Genomic DNA, 18199 nt, shown 5'->3' on the forward strand with positions numbered 1-18199 from the left:
CAATCGCCTCGTTGCAGGAAGTGCGCAGCGAGTCACTTCTGTACGTGCTATCTCATAGTATATTTATCAGCAACCGCACCACACCCCGCTAGCCTATGAAAACACCGCCTGCCGCCACGCCACCGCTCGATCCGGCCGAAGACGCCGACGCCGGGGTGACGTCACGTCTGGCGTCGCTCGCCCGGCAGGTGCGCACGCTGCGCGCCCAGCGCGGCATGACGCGCAAGCAGCTCGCCGCGCAGTCGGGCGTCTCGCTGCCGTATCTCGCTCGCGTGGAAGCCGGTACCGGCAATGTGTCGCTGGCGGTGCTGCACAAGCTGGCCGAAGCCCTGAATGTGGGCGTCGAAACACTGGTCGCCGAGCGTTCCATTCACGACGGCGATCTACTCATCCTGATCGAGTACCTGCGCCAGCAATCGCCGGAGGTGCTCTCGCGGCTGCGCCGCCAGCTCGTCGTGCCTGTCGCGGCCGACGCCGCACGGACGGGCCAGCGCATCGCGCTCATCGGTCTGCGCGGGGCGGGCAAGTCGACGCTCGGTCCTCAATTGGCCGAAGCCATCGGCGCGCCCTTCATCGAACTCGACAAGGAAGTCGAACGCGAAGCCGGTATTGCCATCGGTGAAGTCATCACGCTTTACGGGCAGGCCGCGATGCGTCGCATCGAGCGGCAGTGCATCGAGCGGATCATCGGCGAGCATGAGCATGTCGTGCTGGCCACCGGCGGCGGCATCGTCTCGGAAGCACCGACGTTCGAACGCGTGCTGCGCGCATTCCGTACGGTGTGGCTACGCGCACGCCCGGAAGTCCACTTCCAGCGCGTGATGCAGCAGAACGACGCGCGCATCGCCACCGAAGCCCTCCGTAACGAGGCGCTCGATCACATCCATCGCATGCTCGACGCCCGCGAGTCGCTGTACCGGCTGGCCGACATCACGCTCGACACGTCTGACATCACGCCCGAGGCCGCGCTTGCCGACCTTCAGGCGCGTCTGTCCCCTGCCCGCGCCGCCTGAATTTCATCGCGCGTTTTCCCACACGAATGTCACGCCTATTGCGTCGCCCCACGATTCACGCTTAGAATTAATAAGAATCATTATCATTTGCGGATCAGCGTCCTTTCTTGAGCGGCATCGCCCGTGGAATACGCGTCATGCAAACACGGGGAATCATGGAAAGTCATTTTCAGCGCGAGGTGGGCGCGCTTTACCGCGATCATCACGGCTGGCTGCGCGGCTGGTTGCGCAAGAAGCTCGGCAATGCGTTCGACGCGGCCGATCTTGCGCACGACACCTACCTGCGCGTGCTCTCCAACGGACGTGCGCCGCACATCGAAGATTCCCGTCGTTATCTGGCGCGCATCGCCAACTGTCTGGTGATCGATCTGTTCCGGCGACGTCACATCGAGACGGCCTATCTCGAAACGCTGGCCGCGCTGCCCGAGCCGATCGCCCCGTCGCCTGAAACACGCGCCCTCGTGCTTGAGGCACTCATCGAAATCGATACCCTGCTCTCGCGTCTGCCCGCCAAAGCGCGCACCGCGTTCCTGCTGTGCAAGCTCGAAGGGCTGGGCTATCGGGAGATCGCCGAGCAGTTGCAGGTTTCGGTGTCGTCGGTGGAAAAGTACATCTCGCAGGCGCTGCGCGAGTGCTATGCCGTGCAGTTCGGGAGCGACGTATGAGCTTGCCGAACGCACCCGTTGCGCCTCTCTCACCGGAAGTCGTCGAGCGCGCCAGCCTCTGGCTCGCCCGACTCTGGTCCGAAGCCGTGACCGCTGAGGACGTTGCCGCCTGCGAGCACTGGCGCGCCGCACATCCCGATCACGAGCGTGCGTGGCAACGTCTGGGCATCATCGGACAGAAGTTCGAAGCGCTCGACAAGCTGCCACCACGGGTAGCCTTCGACACGCTGACCGCCCGCCCGGCGCCGCGCGTGAGCGATGCCGGACGCCGCCGGGCGCTACGCGTGTTCGGGGGTGTCATCACGCTGGCGGGAGCGGGTTACACGTTAAGTCGCTCGCCGATGTGGGACACCGTGACGGCGGACTATTCAACCGGCGTGGGCGAAGTGCGTCGTGTCATGTTGGCCGATGGCACCCAACTGTGGCTCGATACGGCCTCGTCGGTTGACGTGCGCCTCTCGCCGAACGAGCGACGCATCTCGTTGCGACGCGGTCGTATCTGCATCGAGACCGGTCCGTCCAACACAACCGACCGCGCGCCGCTGACCGTCGCCACCCGGCAAGGCGAGATTCGGGATATCGGCACGCGCTTTACCGTGCGCGACGACGGCGCCCACACGCAGGTCGCTGTCTTCGACGGCATCGTACTCGTGCGTCCCACACACGGTGCGCACACGCAGCGGCTCGACGCCGGGCAAGCGGCGAGCTTCTCATCCAGCGCCATCGAGCCGTTGGCCGAATCCACGCCGTTCGACGAAAACGCCGCAGCATGGACGCGCGCGCAACTCGTCGTCGAACGCATTCGCCTCGGCGATCTCGTCGAGACGCTCTCGCACTATCGGCGCGGTGTCCTCCGCTGCGATGCCGCCGTCGCCGATCTTCTGGTGAGCGGCGTGTTCTCGCTCGCCGACACCGACCGGGCGCTGGCAAGTCTGGCCGTCGGCCTGCCCGTCGAGACGGTCTATCGCACGCGGTACTGGGTGACGGTCAAGGCGCGATAGCGATGGCACGTCACGTCTGACGCCCCGGCTCGCCAAGTCCTGCCAACTTTTTTCAGATTTTTTCCAAATCGGTTGAGGGTTTGCCGATCTCGTTCGGAATACCTGTATGCGCTGGTGCGGCATGACCGCACCGGCATCCCTTTCCGAACCTTCTGGCTCTCCAGACCTGACCACCGTGTTCACGAACGTGTTGACTCCCGACGCCGCCCTGCAGCGCCCGACGCCGCGCTTGAAGCCCTCTTCCGCAGCCCTTCGTCCCGCTGTCGCCCTGCTGATCGCCCTCGCAGCCGCAAGCGTTGCCGAGCGCGCCACCGCTGCGCCCGCATCCACTGCCGCCCCCGTCGCGCAAAACGCCGCCGATGCGCATCGCGCATGGCAGATCGCCCCCGGCACACTCGACGCCGTGCTCAACCGGTTTGCCAACGCGGCAGGCATCGAGTTGGTCATCGATGCGTCGCTCACGCAAGGACGTCAGAGCACCGGCCTGCACGGCGACTACACGTTGACGCAAGCGCTGTACCAACTGCTTTCGCCGCATCAGTTGCAGGCGATGCGCAGCAGTCAGGGCGTCTACACGCTGCGCGCCGCCTCACAAGACACCAGTGCGGCGGTCGCAGGCGACGGCGTGTTGCTGCCGACAACGCACGTCGTCGCGCAGGCCGTCGGCCTGCCGGAAGCGTACGATGGCGGACAGGTCGCGCGCGGCGGACGTCTCGGCCTGCTCGGCAACAAGGACTTCATGGATGTGCCGTTCAACGTCACGTCCTATACGGCCAAGACGATTCAGGACCAGCAATCGACCACGCTGGCCGACGTGCTCGACAACGACCCGTCGGTCCGCTTCACGACGTCGAGCGGCCACATGTACGAAAACTTCAGCGTGCGCGGCTTCCCGCTGACGGCCGACGAAGTCTCGCTCAACGGCATGTTCGGCCTGTCGCCGTACGGCCACGTGCCGACCGAGTTCATCGAACGGGTCGAAGTGCTCAAGGGACCGAACGCGCTACTCAACGGCATGTCGCCGTCGGGCGCGGTCGGCGGCGCGATCAATGTGGTGACGAAGAAGGCGGAAAGCGCGCCGCTCACACGCGTGACCGCCGACTATCTGTCGGACTCGCAATTCGGCGTGCAGGCCGACATCGGCCGACGCTTCGGCGACAACGAACAGATCGGCATTCGCTTTAACGGCGCACTGCGCGACGGGCGCACCACGCTCGAAGGTCAGAACAAGCGTCGCGAATTCGGCTCCGTCGCGCTGGATCTGAAGACGGACCGCGTCCGTATCGGCCTCGACGCCTATACCGACTCGGAGAAGTACACCGGCGGCAGTCCGTGGATGGCGACCTTCGCAACGAAAGTCGTCGCTCCGCCCGCTTCGGGCACCAACGTGCTGCGCGGAGAGTTCGGCAATCTCGAAAGCACCGGCGTACAACTGCGCGGTGAGGTCGATGTGACCGACGCCATCACGGCCTACGCCGGTATCGGCGCATTGAGCTACCGCTACTCCGGCTTCATCACCGGCACGCGCACCGGGCCGATCAAGGCGGACGGCAGCTACACCGGCGCAACCTATTTCCAGCGTGGCTGGACCGACACCCTCTCGCTCGACGCGGGTGTTCGCACGCGTTTTCGCACCGGCCCGCTCAAGCATGAGCTGACGCTCTCGGCCACGTCGCTCGACACGACCAGCGGCAACGTCTTCACGACGAGCGCGAACTACAACTCGAACATCTACGCCCCGGTCAATCCGACGCTGGCCAAAGACGCCGGTTCGGCCCCGAAAACCGCCGAATCCACGCTCTCCAGCTTTGCACTGGCCGACACCGTCTCGATGTTCCAGGACCGCGTGACGCTGATCGCCGGTTTGCGCAGCCAGCGCGTTCGCGCTGCCGCCTTCTCGGCGACGACCGGCGCGCGCACGTCCAACTACGACGAGAACGCCATCACCCCGGCCTTCGGTCTCGTGCTCAAACCCTTCGGGCCGAACGTTTCGCTCTACGGCAATTACATCGAAGGCCTTACGCAAGGCGGCATGGTCACGGACGTGAGCGCCGCCAACTACGGACAGGTCTTCGCGCCGTATCGCAGCAAGCAGGCTGAGTTCGGCGTGAAGTGGGACGCAGGCAGCTTCACGAACACGCTCTCGTTCTTCCAGATCACCAAGCCGGGCATGATCAAGGACGTCGCGACCAACACCTACAACCCGGACGGCGAGCAGCGTAACCGCGGCGTGGAATGGAACGTCTTCGGCGAATTCACGCCGCGCTGGCGTGTGCTGGGCGGTGTGGCCTACACGCGTGGCGAGCTGACCAAAACGGCGGGCAATCTCTACAACGGCAACACGCCGTACGGTGTGCCGAAGTGGACGGCCAACCTCGGCACCGAATGGGACTTGCCGTGGGTGCCGGGCGTGACACTCACCGGTCGCATGATCACAACCAGCTCGCAGTATGTGAACTCGGCCAACACACAGCAGATCGGTGGATGGACGCGCTATGACGTCGGCGCGCGCTATGCCACACGTGTTTACGGCAAAGGCGTGGTGTTCCGTGCTGCTGTCGAAAACGTCACCAATCGCATTGCATGGTCGGGCACGTTCAACGACGGTTACGTGATCCAGAACGCCCCGCGCACGTTCAAGCTCTCCGCCAGCGTCGACTTCTGAGGTTCGCCATGACATTCCCTATGATTCGGGCGACGGCGGTCGCCGTCGCGCTCGTTGCGTCCGGCGGCATGACGAGCCTCGCGCTGGCAGCCCCGACACCGTCCGACGCCGCTTGCGCGAGCGATCCTCACGCACCGCAATACCGGCTTGGACTCGTGAGTCCGCGTCTGCTCGCATTGAATGCGACGCTATGCACGGGTGGTAATACCGACGCCTTCTGGCAAGAAGTCAGTGCGACGGGCACGCCGATGATCGAGGTAGTTGCACCGGGTGCCATCACCGGCGACGAGATGGCCTCGCCGCTCGCAGCGCCCCCCGGCAAAGTGTCGCTGATGACCTTTCTCTGGCGCGGCCATCCGCATAACGTGCGCATTCTGGGGGCGCCGTCCGGCGATCATGACGACATGCGTCAGTTGGGCAACAGCGACGTCTGGTACCGCAGCTACGTCGTGCCCGACAGCACCCGGCTGTCCTACCAGCTCGCGCCGAACGTCCCCGACGTCGAAGGCACGCCAATGGAGCGTCGTCGGGCGGTCCTGAAGACGTTGCAGGCCGACCCGCTCAACCGCCATCCATTCACGGTGGAAGGCTTCGACGGCAAGCGCAGCGTGAAGTCGTCGGTCGTCCTGCCCGACGCCCCGCCGCAACCGTGGATCGAACGCCGTGCCGATGTACCGTCGGGCACCCTGCAAGCCACACGCTTCACCAGCAAAGTGCTCGGCAATACGCGCGACGTCTACGTCTATCGTCCTGCGGGATATCGTGCGGATGACGCCTCGCGAGGCCTGCTCGTGGTGTTCGACGCACACGCCTATGTGAACACCGTGCCCACGCCGGTGATTCTCGACAACCTGATCGCCGAGGGACGAATCCCGCGAACGGCTGCGCTCATCGTCGGCGTGATCGACGGCAGCACCCGAGGCAAGGAGCTACCGCCGAATCCGGCGTTCGCGCGGTTCCTGTCCGATGAACTGATGCCGTGGGCCAAGGCACAGGGCGTGTCCGCATCCGCCGAACACACGGTGGTTGCCGGATCGAGTTACGGGGGACTGGCGTCGGCATGGGCAGCCCATGAAGCACCGCAGTGGTTCGGCAACGTGCTCTCGCAGTCGGGGTCATATTGGTGGGCGCCGTCGCAAGGCGATGCCGACGCGCGCGAATCCGGTTGGTTGATCCGTCAGTACGCTGACGGCCCGCGTCTGCCTGTGAAGTTCTACCTTGAATCGGGGCTGTTCGAAGACCGACGCGGGCCGACCGGTATCGGCACGTCCGGCCGTCACATGCGCGATGTGTTGCGTGCGAAGGGCTACCGCGTGACGTACACGTCGACCGCCACCGGACACGACTACCTGCACTGGCGTGGTTCGCTGGCGTGTGGATTGATGGCGCTCATCGGCACGCCTGACACGCAACGCGCCTTGCAAGCGCGTCCGGCCGCGCCAGGGAGTCTCGCTGCCGTGTGCTCGATGCCGTCGTTCGGGAACGGTGGCGACCGTCCGTAACCTCAGACGGCTTCAGCCTGCCTTCGCGACTTTGCCTGGCCGGGGCGAGCGCGTCGCCAACGGGGATGCCTTCGCCCCCTTCGCTCCTTTCATGCTGGCAAGCCGCATCAGACGCTGAAACTGCGGGCATGCAAGATGCTCCGTCGCCGGACACTCCGCTGCGTGGCGCAAGCCGTCACGCAACGCGCTCAGTTGCCGGATCGTCTTGTCGATGTCCTCCGCCTTCGCCTGCAACCGCTCACGGTCGATGTTCGCCTTACCTTGCGGCAACAACATCGTGGCGATGTCGTCCAGCGAGAATCCGGCCGTGCGGCCCAATGCGATGAGCGACAGCGTCTGCAAGACCGACTCATCGTATTGCCGTCGCAACCCGCGTCGGCCCGTCGCGGCAATCAGCCCCTTCTCTTCGTAAAACCGCAGCGTGGACGGCGGCACACCCGCACGCGCGACGACGTCGCCAATGTCCAGTGTCATGTCGAGACTCCCGCTTGACTTCAAGTTGACTTGAATTCGTATAGTGCCCTAATCGCGGACTCGCCGTCTCGGCGCGGATGCCCTATCGATTCAGGAGATTGACAATGACAACGCTCACGCTCGCCGCGCAGATCCTTGCGATCGGTGTATTCGCCACGGTTGTGATGGACCTCTGGGCGCTGTTGCTTCGCCGCGTCTTCGGCATCGCATCGCTCGACTTCGCGATGGTCGGGCGCTGGCTTGGGCACATGCCTGCAGGTCGCTTCGCTCACGCCGGTATCGCCCGTGCGACGCCCGTCACCGGTGAGAAAGCGCTCGGGTGGTTCGCGCACTACGCCATCGGGGTCGGCTTCGCCGCCGCCCTCGTCATGCTCGCGGGTGCCGCCTGGCTGGATGCGCCAACGTGGCTCCCGGCGGTCGCGTTCGGTGTGGCCACCGTCGTGATGCCCTTCTTCGTCATGCAACCCGCGTTCGGCGCTGGTGTTGCCGCCAGCAAAACACCCAAACCGGCGCAGGCACGCCTGCGCAGTCTGATGACGCACACAGTGTTCGGTCTGGGTTTATATGCGGGTGCGTGGGTGGTCAGCGTCGCAATGGCCATCATCGCCGCCTAGGGCTGAGCGCAAGTCCGCGCGAACGCCCCCTTCGCGCTTGAGCTGTCACGGACGCCGTACTATAGTGGCCGACGCCATGTCGCACTCGTTGCGCCGTGGCGTCCTCACAAAATTGTATGGCGGCACAGGGCACCGTGGCACGCCGACTCAAGGATTTCGCCCACTATGGACACCACTGTCGTCGAGAGCTGGAAGGATTTCATGGAGCTGTCCTCCCGCTTCGAAGGCTGGGCGTTTCGCGGGCAGCAAGACGCTCGCTGGCATCTGCAAAGTTCGTTGTCCCGCTACCTGCACGCCTACGTGTCGGACAAGGAGCAGTGGCGCAGCCGGGAGGCCCGCGCGATTCGCATCTTCCGTCGCAAGGCGCACAACCATGTGCCCTGGCCCGAACTGCTGCACGACGACCTGCGCTGCCTCGGGCTGATGCAGCACCACGGCGCGCCCACTCGTCTGCTCGATTTCACCAAGTCGCCGTTCGTGGCGGCGTTCTTTGCACTGGAACGCGCGACGTCCGACTCCGCCATCTTTGCGCTCAACACGCCCGCGCTGTACGACGACCGCGCACGACCGCGCCATGCGCCGTGGCTCACGCGCGACACGATCGACCCGCGCGTTAAAGGGAATATGGAGAAGTACTTTCTCGGCAACGACAACGAAGTGGTCTGGTTCGGCGAGCCGGAGGAAATGGATGGCCGTCTGATCGCGCAGTCCGGCACCTTCGTCGTGCCCGGTGTGATCGACCGGCCGATGCATCGCATTCTGGACGGCTACGAGAGCGACGAACCGCTGCTGCGCAAGATCGTGCTGCCGGTCGCGCTGCGCGCCGATGCCATGAAGTGGCTCTACCGGATGAACGTCACGAACGCGTCGCTGTTTCCGGATCTCGACGGACTCGCGCGCTCGATTGCCGTCGAAATCGAAATGGTCTGGCCGACGCAGACGCTGGGGTGATGCTGAGGTAACGCGGGCGGCACGGCGATGTTCAGCGTCGCATCACATCAACCGTTCGAGGAAACTCGCGCCACCTGACTTGCGCGCGGCTTTGTTGGCGTACATGCGCTGATCGGCCACGCGGATCAATTCGCTCATGGACTCACCGTCGTCGGGGAACACGGCGACGCCCACGCTCACCCGTACCGTCAGGCTCGCATCGTTCACCGAGATCGCCTGTTCGATCTCCGCGCGCAGCCGGTTGACGGCGAAGTCGATCCGCTCGACGATCTCGGCGTCCTGCACGATGGCGACGAACTCGTCGCCCGAATGCCGCGCCACAAAGCCACAGTCCGACACCCCGGCCTTCATGCGGCGTCCAATCTCCTTGAGCAGCAGATCGCCGGTCGCGTGTCCGAGGCTGTCGTTCACGTCCTTGAATCCATCGATATCGGCGACGAGCAGCGCCAGCTTGCCGTTGGTGCGCTGCGCGCGGCGTACCGCTTCGCTGGCGAATTCGCCAAACGTGCGGCGATTCGGCAGTCCGGTCAGTTCGTCGAAGCGCGCGGCGTTGTAGAGGTCGTCGATGAGTTGCTTGCGCTCGATGGCCAGCGCCGTCTGATCGCAGACGAACGCCAGTAGCCGCTGTGCCGCTTCCGCCTGCAACGCCTTCACAGGCCCGTAAATCATGAGCGTGCCGACAGCGCGCCGTGCCGTATGCATGGGCAACACCGCCAGCGCGTGCCGTGCGGCTTCAACGTTATCATCTAATGAGAATGGCTCGGTGCGCACGTGAACAGCATCCGTCGCAGGATCGGCATCGGGCACCGTCTCGATCAGTTGCCAGAGCGGCTCTTGCGCATTGGTGGCGTGCGTCGAAAGCGCTTCTGCCTGCGTCCAGTCGAGCAGCGGGACGTCCGTGCTGTCGCGGTACTGATAAGCCTTGTCCCACACGCGCAGGTCCGCGTCGCAAGTCGCGACGACGATAGCGTCGATGGGAAACAGCGTGCCCAGCGTGTCGTGGACGGCCTTGCAGAGGGAGCGAATGTCGGCGGCGTCGTGAGCCGCTTCGGAAATCGAGTAGGTGGCGCGCTGCAAGGCTTCGGCCCGTTTGCGGGCCGAGACGTCGCGGGCGACGCCGATACGCATGCCATGCTCTTCGGACCAACGCGCCGACCACATGATGTGGACGTAATGGCCGTCCTTGTGGATGTAACGGTTTTCGAACCCGATCCGCGGGCGTCCCGCCATGACCAGCTTCGATTCTTCGATGGTCCTGTCGCGGTCTTCCTTCGCCACGAAATCGATCATCGAGCGCCCCATCAACTCTTGCGAGCTATAGCCGAGAATAGCTTCGCAGGCCGGACTCACGTACACGAGAGTGCCGGACCGATTGACGAGAAACACTGCGTCCAGCAGCAACTCCATGCAACTCGCCAGGACGTCTTTTGTTACGAATTCCATTTATTTCGAACGGCCATGAAGCGCCCGGCCCGTATAAGGCAATCTCAACATGTGAATATTTCATCACCATGACAACGCAAGACTTGCGATTGCCTTCCTGCGACGGTCGTTGCCAGGACTGACCGGCCGGGCCGACCGATTTCGCTTAAAAAATCAATTGCTTGACCCAACGCGGTGTGACGACATCCGCCGCACATTCTGCCCGCACCTTGCTGCATGCTGCCGCGTACTCGGTGCGGAGCAGCTTGATTCTCGCCGCCACCGGGTGACGGAATCCCAACTCCCGGTCGCTGAAGCCCACCCGGTCGACGTATCGCGTGCCGTCCGGTAAAGCGCCTCGAATTTCGTAATAAATTACCCCGTCGCGCGAATACTTCACCACTTTGGCTGCCATCTTGTCCCGATTCTTATTCGTTATTGCCCGCCCTTCTTCCCCCCGATATTTTTGACTGCCCGGGTTTCGGTGATTGTCACTTGGACTTTTCAAATTAGCAACCGGCAAAACTGACCCGTGGTGCCCGCGCGACGGGGCTTTGCGGGCGAAACCAACGATACTCGGAACGACCGCTCGCCATGCGACGGAGGCATGCACCACAGGAATTCATCCGTAATTTTTATTCTTCTAATTACATCGGAATACGAATTAAATATCCTGAGACGATCGACAATTCATCGCCGATAATTGTTGTGCGTCGCGGCGGCATACTCACGCGTCGCGACGCCGCTCGACACCGGCAGTGGGATGCCCGACTTCGGCAGCGAACCGGTGTAGTAACCTGACTCGCCTTCGCCCTCTTCATTGCGTCGGCGACTCACGACAGGAGACATTCATGACGAAGCTCGTCACATGTGTTTGGTTCAACGGTGAGGCCCGCCAGGCCGCCGAATTCTACGCAGCCACCTTTCCCGACAGTCACGTTCAGGCGCGCCACGTTTCGCCCATTCCGGGTATTGGCGCCGGGCAAGAACTGACGGTCGAGTTCACCGTGCTGGGCCAGCCGTTCGTCGGCCTGAACGGTGGCCCGGAGTTCAAGCCGAACGAGGCGATCAGCTTCATGGTCGTCACGAAGGATCAGGAAGAGACCGACCGCTACTGGAACGCCATCATCGGCAACGGCGGCGCCGAATCGGCTTGCGGATGGTGCAAGGACCGCTGGGGATTCTCGTGGCAGATCACGCCGAAGCGACTGCTCGATCTCATGGCCGATCCCGATGTCGCCAAAGCGCGCCGTGCGATGGAAGCCATGATGACCATGCACAAGATCGATATCGCCACGCTCGACCGCGCCGCAACGGGCTGAAGAACTTGTACAACCGGCTGGCGACCGCTTCCGGACATTTGGACGTGCGAGTGCGCCGACGTCGCCGGTCGCGCGGGCATCGCCGTGACGTTTTGCGGTGACGTGCTTGACGTTACCCGCGCATTGCGTATAGAGTCACCGCATGACGAATACCGCCCTCCTCCGTTCGCAGACGCTGCGCGTTGCCCTTCCGGGACAACGGGGTGCGTTCGTCAAAAGCAAAAAACAGTCGCTCAACTGACCGGAGCGTGCTGTTCCGTCAGTTGAGCGACGGAATAGCCACGTGGACCGGCAGTCCCGCCCAGCGCCCAGTGCGCGCCTGCAATACCTGCACCGCCCCGCATCACCGGCCAATCTGCCCCGAACACCACGCGTCAAATCTTGCGTCGCCCTGCTGAACGGTTTCCGTACAAGGTCACCACACGTTCATCGCATTCGTATCAGGGAGACACCATGCAAGACACGCAATCGCCCATCGCCGCCAACCCAACTGCTTCGCTGCACGCACCGTCAGCCTTTCGCGGGATCTGGCTGCCGCTCATCACGCCCTTCAAGCGCGAAGGCGCACACACCCCGGTCGATCACACCGCACTGCGGCGGCTCGTTGCGCACTATCGTCACTCGGGGATTGCAGGCTTCGTGATCTGCGGCACGACCGGTGAAGCGGCCGCATTGGAAGACGACGAACAGATCGCTGTGCTTGAGACCGTATTGGCAGAAGCCGACGGACTGCCTGTCATCGCCGGTCTCGCGGGGAATCATCTCGGGCATACGCTCGCACGCGTGGGCGCCCTGAACGCACTGCCGCTCGCCGGTGTGCTGACGCCCGCGCCGTATTACATCCGCCCGTCGCAGGCGGGACTCGTCGACTGGTTCCACGCGCTGGCCGACCGCTCGGCAGCGCCGCTGGTGCTCTACGACATTCCGTATCGCACAGGGGCGACGCTGACGCTGGAGACACTGCTCACGCTGGCCGGTCACGCCAACATTCGCGGCATCAAGGATTGCGGCGGCAACGCGCACACGACGCAGGCGCTAATCGCCGACGGGCGTCTGTCTGTCCTTGCCGGTGAAGATCATCAACTGCTGTCGACACTGACGATGGGCGGTCACGGCGCGATCATTGCGTCGTCGCATTGCCGTCCAGCCCATTTCGCCGCGCTCTATCGTGCCGTACGCGCACAGCAACTCGACGTCGCGCGCGTGCTCTTTCATGCACTCATGCCGGTCGTGAAGCTGTTGTTTGCCGAAGCGAACCCTGGCCCCGTGAAGGCGTGGCTCGCGCGCGAAGGCTGGCTTGAAGACGTGCTGCGTGCACCGATGACGAGTGCGTCACCGGCGCTTGCGCAGCAGTTGGTAGATGCCGTCGCCGCCATCGACACGGCATTCGGTGCGAAGGCGGCGCAAGGCGCGACGGTCGCCGACGCTGCCTGACGGGAAGACGGCGATGGGCGCGTCGTCAGCCGACGACGCGCAGATGCCTGTCGTCTGGGGCTGCAAGCCTCGGCGTCATGGACACCGGATGATGCGCGAAGCCACCGTGCACACCGACGCTGCTGTCCACGCGGAACTTCGACGTCTCGCTCACAAGGTCGGAAGCCTGCTGACGCATATGCTCGGCCGCCGCCGCAGCCTCTTCGACGAGCGCGGCGTTCTGCTGCGTCACCTGATCCATCTGTGCGACGGCCTGATTGACCTGTTCGATGCCGCGTGCCTGCTCGTCGCTCGCCGCTGCGATTTCGGTGATGAGTTCGCTCACACGACGCACGGACACCACGATCTGATCCATCGTGCGACCTGCGACTTCCACGCGCGACGAGCCGTCCTGCACCTGCTGAACCGATGCCGCGATCAGTTCGCGGATGTCCTTTGCGGTGCCTGCCGAGCGCTGCGCCAGCGTGCGCACTTCGCCCGCCACGACAGCGAACCCGCGACCTTGCTCGCCCGCACGCGCAGCTTCCACTGCGGCATTGAGCGCGAGAATGTTGGTCTGGAAGGCAATGCCTTCGATAGCGGTGATCATCTCGCTCATGCGTGCCGAGGCGCTGGCCATCGCCTGCATCGTCTCTACGACGGCACGCACACTGTGCGCCCCTGCGTCGGCCACGCCCGACGCCTCTTGCGACAGACGCTTCGCCTCGACGGCGTGCTCCACGTTCTGACGCACGGTCGACGTCAGTTCTTCCATCGACGCCGCCGTCTCCTCGAGCGAGGCGGCTTGCTCTTCCGTACGTTGCGACAGATCCGTGTTGCCCTGCGCGATCTCACGCGCTGCGGTGTCGATGGCACCCGATGCGCCCTGAATGTTGCGCACCAGATGACTCAGTTGTGCGATGGCCGTATCCAGCGCATTGGCCATCTCGCCGATTTCGTCGCGGCTTTCCACTTGCACGCGATGCGTCAGATCGCCGTTGGCGAGCGCCGAAGCCCCTTCCGAGACGGCGCGCACCGGACGCGTCACCGAACGCGCAATCGCCACGCCTGCCACCACGGACAACGTCACCGACAGCAACAACGTCGCGAACAGCCACACGCGTGCCGACAGATAGGCGTCGTTCGCGTCGGCTGCTTCCTTTGCGCTCACGGCTTTGCCGACACCCATCAGGTCGTCGAGCGGCGAGAAGAACGCCAGTTGCGCCTTCTGGAGACTGCCCAGCAGTTGCGCCTTGGCACCGGCGTAGTCGCCGTTGTGCACGAGCGTCTTGAACGCGTCGAGTTGCTTGCCGTATTCCGCGCTAGCCTGCGTGAGCGTCTGATAGAGCGCCTTGCCCTTCTCCGTGTAGAACATCGTCGCCATGCCGTCGATGCTCTTCAGGTTCGCCTGACGCAGCTCGTCGATCTTCTTCAGACGCGTGTCGAGCTGCGAAGCGTCTTCGGACATCGCGATGTCGCGCAGCAGCACAGCCACATAGGACGCGCGATCCTTCAGGTTATGGAATTCGAGAATCTTGTTGTTCAGGTCGGACACGATGAGCTGCGTGTTCGTGTCCATCGTCGCCATCTTCGTCACGGCGACGACCGCCACGACCAACAGCATGAGAACGTTGAGGGAAAAGGCGGCGGCGAGCCGTTTGCTGATACTCAGATTCTTGAACATCGGTGGTTGCGCGATTCGTCCTGGGGGTCTTGGTTTCGCCCTGCCGCCAGCACGCGTGGCAGGTCTCTGTCTCTCTCCGTACCGCTTTCGGTACCTCTGACGAGACTTAACGAGTGCTTTTGACGAAACTTGAGCCTTGCCGCGACAAATTCGCGCGACTCCCCGCAAACGCCCGCCAGACAAGGCGTTCCACCGATGGAAACGTGCACCGAAATGGAATCGGAACAACGCGAATTGCGTATCCATCACATATATCAAGCCACCTGATTACATCGACGTTGAACGCAATGCCGAACGGGTGACGACGATGCGGGTTGCGTCCCGTTCAGGAAACGACGGATTTCGCCGCGACCGGCCCTGTCGATGCTGCACGCGTTCCCCATTGCACGACGAGCATGCCCAGGACTATGAGCGCTACACCGGCAATGCGCGCGAGATTGACAGGCTTGGCGGCAAGTCCCATCAGCCCGAAGTGGTCGATGATCAGCGACGCGACGACCTGCCCCGCCACCACACAGACGATGAAGTTCGCAGCGCCCAGACGCGGCGTGAGCACCAGCGCCGCCGTAATGTAGGCCACGCCCGCAATACCGCCGATCCACAGCCACCACGGCCCGCGCGCGGCAGTGCCGATGTCCGGCAATCCGGCGCGCATGCCGATCAGCACGGGCAGCACAACGATGAGACTCACGAGCAACGACGCCACCGTCGCCCACAGCGGGTGACCCAGCGCACGCCCGAGCGCTGCGTTACTGCCAGCCTGAAACGGGACGACAGCACCGGCCAGCATCGCAATGACGAGCGGCAACAAGACAGTCGCGGGGATTTGGGGTGTCAACGACGCATTCATGGGGGGACCTCTCTATACGTAAATATTGCTTGCCTTCAGCATGAATCATCCATTTCAATAATGGAAATTCGAATTCGTCACACAAACTATTCATCACATGGATGATCTGCGTCGAATCGACCTCAATCTGCTGCTGACGCTGCACGCCTTGCTGGCGGAGCGCCATGTGTCGCGCGCAGCGCTACGTCTGCATCGCAGTCAGCCCGCAGTGAGCCACGCGCTCGCGCAGTTGCGCGGCATCTTCGACGACCCGCTGCTGGTACGGCGCGACGGCGGCCTCGCACTGACTTCGCGGGCACTGGAACTACAACGTCCGCTTGAAGACGCCCTCGATCAGTTGCAAGGGTTGTTGCACGCACCGGCGTTCGATCCACGTCGGGCGAAGCGCACCTTTCGTATCGCGCTGTCCGATTACGGCTCGCGCGTGGCGCTGCCTCAGCTCACGCGTCGCGTGCGAGAGCACGCACCGGGCATCGATCTCGCAGCCACGCAAGCGAGCCGCGAAGCGATGCTCACCCAGCTACTCGACGGTGAAATCGATTTGGCTTTGGGTGTGTTTCACGAGTTTCCGGGGGAATTGGAGACGCAGACGCTGTTCGAAGAAACATTCGTCTGTCTGGCGGATCGCACCACGCTGCCTGCGCGTGGCGGTCTGGCGATGGCGGCATGGCTGGCGCGCCCGCACGTGCTGGTCGCGATGCGTCCGGGGGCGGACAACGAAATCGATCAGGCGCTCGCAGAGTTAGGACACACGCGGCGCGTGGCCGTCACGCTGCCGCACTGGAGCATCGCGCCGGAGTTGATTGCGGGGACGGATCTGATTCTGACGGTCGCGCAAACCGCTGTCGCGCATCTGCGTCACGACCGGCAGTTGCGACGCTTCGCCGCGCCGTTCGCGATACCGCCGTTCCTGTTTCAAGCGGTATGGCATGCCCGTCGCGACGTCGACCCCGCGCATCGGTGGCTGCGCGAGCAGATCGCGGAGATCTGCCGCTAGAATCCACCGCTTGCCGTCAGTTGTCTTCGAGGAAGCCGCTGTCGATAGCGTCGGCGATCATCCGGTCAGCGAGTTCTCCGAGCGCGGGGGATGCATCGCCGATTACATGCATCAGCTTGCGCACCTGCGACGCTTTGATCGAGCGCTCGCCCCAGACGCGACCATGCGTGTGATAGCTGTGAAGCAGCGGCTGAAGCCGGTCCATCGCACGTGCAAACTTCGCGTCGACGGTTTCGCGCGCTTCGAACTCCTCCCAGAGCGCACGATACGATTGCGCCTGATCCGTGGGCAACAGATTGAAGATGCGCTCGGCCGCCGCCTGCTCGCGTTCGTGCTGATCCTGCGCGGCCACGGCGTCGTAGGCGTAGGTGTCGCCCGCATCGATCTCGACCAGATCGTGGATTAGCAGCATGAGCATGACGCGGGGAATCTGAGTGCCCTGAGGCGCATATTCGGCCAGCACCGTCGCCATCAACGCCATTTCCCAGCTGTGCTCAGCGTCGTTCTCGAAACGCTTGCCAGTGATCAGCAACGTATTGCGCCAGGTTTCCTTGAGCGCATCCACCTCGCGCATGAACAACAACTGTGCCTTGAGACGCGCAGGCACGTCGATTCTGCTGAAATCGCTCGGAATGTTTACGCTCACCGCCTCCGGTTCTGCGTGCGCTGCGTCGCGTTGATTACGCTTGTCCATCTGATGCTCCATTGGGTAGCCCACGATTATCGCCGCGATTCCCGTTCATGGTGCATCAGCATGAGCGCTTATCCCTTGCCCAGCGGCGGACGGCTCGGAAAGCCCGCCATATTGCTCAGTTGCGCCAGCTCGTTGGCCGCTTCGAGCATCAGCCCGGAGAACTCGTGGATCTTCTTCGCCGTGAGCCTCACCCGGGGCGCTGCGAGACTGATAACGCCCACGCAACGCGAGCCGCTCACGACCGGCACCGCCACCGCCGCCATGCGTGGCGCGAAGACTTCGTCGATCATCGCGTAACCGCGCACGCGCGCCGCATGCAGAAAACCCAGCAGCGCCTTGAGCGTCGTCGGCGCGTTCGGGCCAAACTCGTTCGGCTGCCCGAAGCCTTGCTTGAGCACGAGTGACGCGGCCTGTTCGTCGGTCATCGTCATGAGCCATGCATGGCCCGTCGACGTGCAGGAGAGTTGCGCGGCATGCCCCATGTCCGGGTCGTAGCGAAAACCCGTTCGCTGTCCGTCGGCGCGGCCCACCCAGATGATGGCGTCGCAGTCGACCAGCGACAGACGCACCAGCCCGGCCGTCTGCGCAGCGAGACGCTCGATGATCGGCTGCGCGATGTCCGCGATGCCCGTCAGGCTCAGGAATTCGAGGCCGTTCGACGTCATGCGCATCGTGAGGATGTACCGGCCATGATCGACCAGTTGCCTGACATACCCGCTCTCGACCAGTTCGGTCAGCACGCGGTGACAAGTGCTGCGCGGCAACGACAGCGCTTCGGCAATCGCGACAAGGCCCGCGCCCTCACCTTCCGACGCCAGCAAATCGAGAATTTTCAGCCCGTTTTTTAGTGACATCCGACGTCATCTTCCATAATGTGGAATGGAGTTCCGGTCTGGAACGACCTCTCCGGTGCGCGCAAACAATAGCACTTG

Annotated in this window: 18 protein-coding genes; 10 read left to right on the forward strand and 8 right to left on the reverse strand. The window is 63.6% G+C overall.

Annotated elements, in window-relative coordinates:
* Positions 1 to 95: 95 nt before the first annotated feature.
* From ACIQWO_RS05875 to ACIQWO_RS05895, 5 genes are all read left to right on the forward strand, one after another.
* Entirely contained in the window at positions 96 to 1013 is a 918-nt protein-coding gene (locus tag ACIQWO_RS05875) for a helix-turn-helix transcriptional regulator (RefSeq protein WP_402820460.1), read from the forward strand.
* 155 nt (positions 1014 to 1168) lie between these two features.
* Positions 1169 to 1678, forward strand: a complete 510-nt coding sequence (locus ACIQWO_RS05880; RefSeq protein WP_402820463.1) for a sigma-70 family RNA polymerase sigma factor — start codon at positions 1169 to 1171, stop codon at positions 1676 to 1678.
* Positions 1675 to 2679: a FecR domain-containing protein gene (locus tag ACIQWO_RS05885; RefSeq protein WP_402820466.1), complete on the forward strand. Its 1005-nt coding sequence runs from the start codon at positions 1675 to 1677 to the stop codon at positions 2677 to 2679. The genes ACIQWO_RS05880 and ACIQWO_RS05885 overlap by 4 nt, the downstream gene beginning before the upstream one ends.
* 229 nt (positions 2680 to 2908) lie before the next feature.
* Complete coding sequence (locus ACIQWO_RS05890) at positions 2909 to 5344, forward strand: TonB-dependent siderophore receptor (protein ID WP_402820469.1); 2436 nt, start codon at positions 2909 to 2911, stop codon at positions 5342 to 5344.
* Between the two features lie 8 nt (positions 5345 to 5352).
* The gene (locus tag ACIQWO_RS05895) at positions 5353 to 6846 is read left to right on the forward strand and encodes an enterochelin esterase domain-containing protein (RefSeq protein WP_402820472.1); all 1494 of its coding nucleotides are present in this window, start codon (positions 5353 to 5355) and stop codon (positions 6844 to 6846) included.
* A 12-nt stretch (positions 6847 to 6858) separates the two neighbouring features.
* Here ACIQWO_RS05895 and ACIQWO_RS05900 read toward each other — a convergent pair whose 3' ends face one another.
* On the reverse strand, positions 6859 to 7320 hold the full coding sequence (locus tag ACIQWO_RS05900) for a helix-turn-helix domain-containing protein (RefSeq protein ID WP_402820475.1): 462 nt from the start codon (positions 7318 to 7320) through the stop codon (positions 6859 to 6861).
* A 104-nt stretch (positions 7321 to 7424) separates the two neighbouring features.
* Between ACIQWO_RS05900 and ACIQWO_RS05905 the strand changes: the two genes are divergently transcribed.
* Positions 7425 to 7934, forward strand: coding sequence for a DUF2938 domain-containing protein (locus ACIQWO_RS05905; RefSeq protein ID WP_402820478.1), 510 nt, complete (start codon positions 7425 to 7427; stop codon positions 7932 to 7934).
* Between the two features lie 165 nt (positions 7935 to 8099).
* The gene (locus ACIQWO_RS05910) at positions 8100 to 8885 is read left to right on the forward strand and encodes an FRG domain-containing protein (protein WP_150574278.1); all 786 of its coding nucleotides are present in this window, start codon (positions 8100 to 8102) and stop codon (positions 8883 to 8885) included.
* 42 nt (positions 8886 to 8927) lie between these two features.
* On the opposite strand, the gene ACIQWO_RS05915 is transcribed toward ACIQWO_RS05910, so the two are convergent.
* From ACIQWO_RS05915 to ACIQWO_RS05925, 3 genes are all read right to left on the reverse strand, one after another.
* The gene (locus ACIQWO_RS05915) at positions 8928 to 10292 is read right to left on the reverse strand and encodes a diguanylate cyclase (RefSeq protein WP_402820482.1); all 1365 of its coding nucleotides are present in this window, start codon (positions 10290 to 10292) and stop codon (positions 8928 to 8930) included.
* 181 nt (positions 10293 to 10473) lie between these two features.
* On the reverse strand, positions 10474 to 10722 hold the full coding sequence (locus tag ACIQWO_RS05920; RefSeq protein WP_402820485.1) for a hypothetical protein: 249 nt from the start codon (positions 10720 to 10722) through the stop codon (positions 10474 to 10476).
* A gap of 275 nt (positions 10723 to 10997) precedes the next feature.
* Entirely contained in the window at positions 10998 to 11156 is a 159-nt protein-coding gene (locus ACIQWO_RS05925) for a hypothetical protein (RefSeq protein WP_402820488.1), read from the reverse strand.
* A gap of 2 nt (positions 11157 to 11158) precedes the next feature.
* Here ACIQWO_RS05925 and ACIQWO_RS05930 point away from each other — a divergent pair, with 2 nt between their 5' ends.
* Both ACIQWO_RS05930 and dapA read left to right on the forward strand, forming a co-directional pair.
* Positions 11159 to 11629, forward strand: a complete 471-nt coding sequence (locus ACIQWO_RS05930) for a VOC family protein (protein ID WP_402820491.1) — start codon at positions 11159 to 11161, stop codon at positions 11627 to 11629.
* Positions 11630 to 12082: 453 nt separating this feature from the next.
* Entirely contained in the window at positions 12083 to 13063 is a 981-nt protein-coding gene (gene dapA, locus ACIQWO_RS05935; RefSeq protein WP_402820494.1) for a 4-hydroxy-tetrahydrodipicolinate synthase, read from the forward strand.
* 25 nt (positions 13064 to 13088) lie between these two features.
* On the opposite strand, the gene ACIQWO_RS05940 is transcribed toward dapA, so the two are convergent.
* Both ACIQWO_RS05940 and ACIQWO_RS05945 read right to left on the reverse strand, forming a co-directional pair.
* Entirely contained in the window at positions 13089 to 14726 is a 1638-nt protein-coding gene (locus tag ACIQWO_RS05940; protein ID WP_402820497.1) for a methyl-accepting chemotaxis protein, read from the reverse strand.
* A gap of 325 nt (positions 14727 to 15051) precedes the next feature.
* Entirely contained in the window at positions 15052 to 15576 is a 525-nt protein-coding gene (locus ACIQWO_RS05945) for a DMT family transporter (RefSeq protein ID WP_402820500.1), read from the reverse strand.
* A 97-nt stretch (positions 15577 to 15673) separates the two neighbouring features.
* Between ACIQWO_RS05945 and ACIQWO_RS05950 the strand changes: the two genes are divergently transcribed.
* Positions 15674 to 16573 (forward strand): LysR family transcriptional regulator, encoded by a 900-nt coding sequence (locus tag ACIQWO_RS05950; protein WP_402820503.1) that lies wholly within the window; start codon positions 15674 to 15676, stop codon positions 16571 to 16573.
* A gap of 16 nt (positions 16574 to 16589) precedes the next feature.
* Here the strand turns inward: ACIQWO_RS05950 and ACIQWO_RS05955 are convergent, their stop codons facing one another.
* The gene (locus tag ACIQWO_RS05955; protein ID WP_402820506.1) at positions 16590 to 17267 is read right to left on the reverse strand and encodes an HD domain-containing protein; all 678 of its coding nucleotides are present in this window, start codon (positions 17265 to 17267) and stop codon (positions 16590 to 16592) included.
* A 68-nt stretch (positions 17268 to 17335) separates the two neighbouring features.
* Entirely contained in the window at positions 17336 to 18121 is a 786-nt protein-coding gene (locus ACIQWO_RS05960; RefSeq protein WP_402820509.1) for an IclR family transcriptional regulator, read from the reverse strand.
* Positions 18122 to 18199: the final 78 nt, after the last annotated feature.

Source organism: Pandoraea sp. NPDC090278 (genome assembly GCF_044772185.1).
Taxonomy (GTDB): Bacteria; Pseudomonadota; Gammaproteobacteria; order Burkholderiales; family Burkholderiaceae; genus Pandoraea.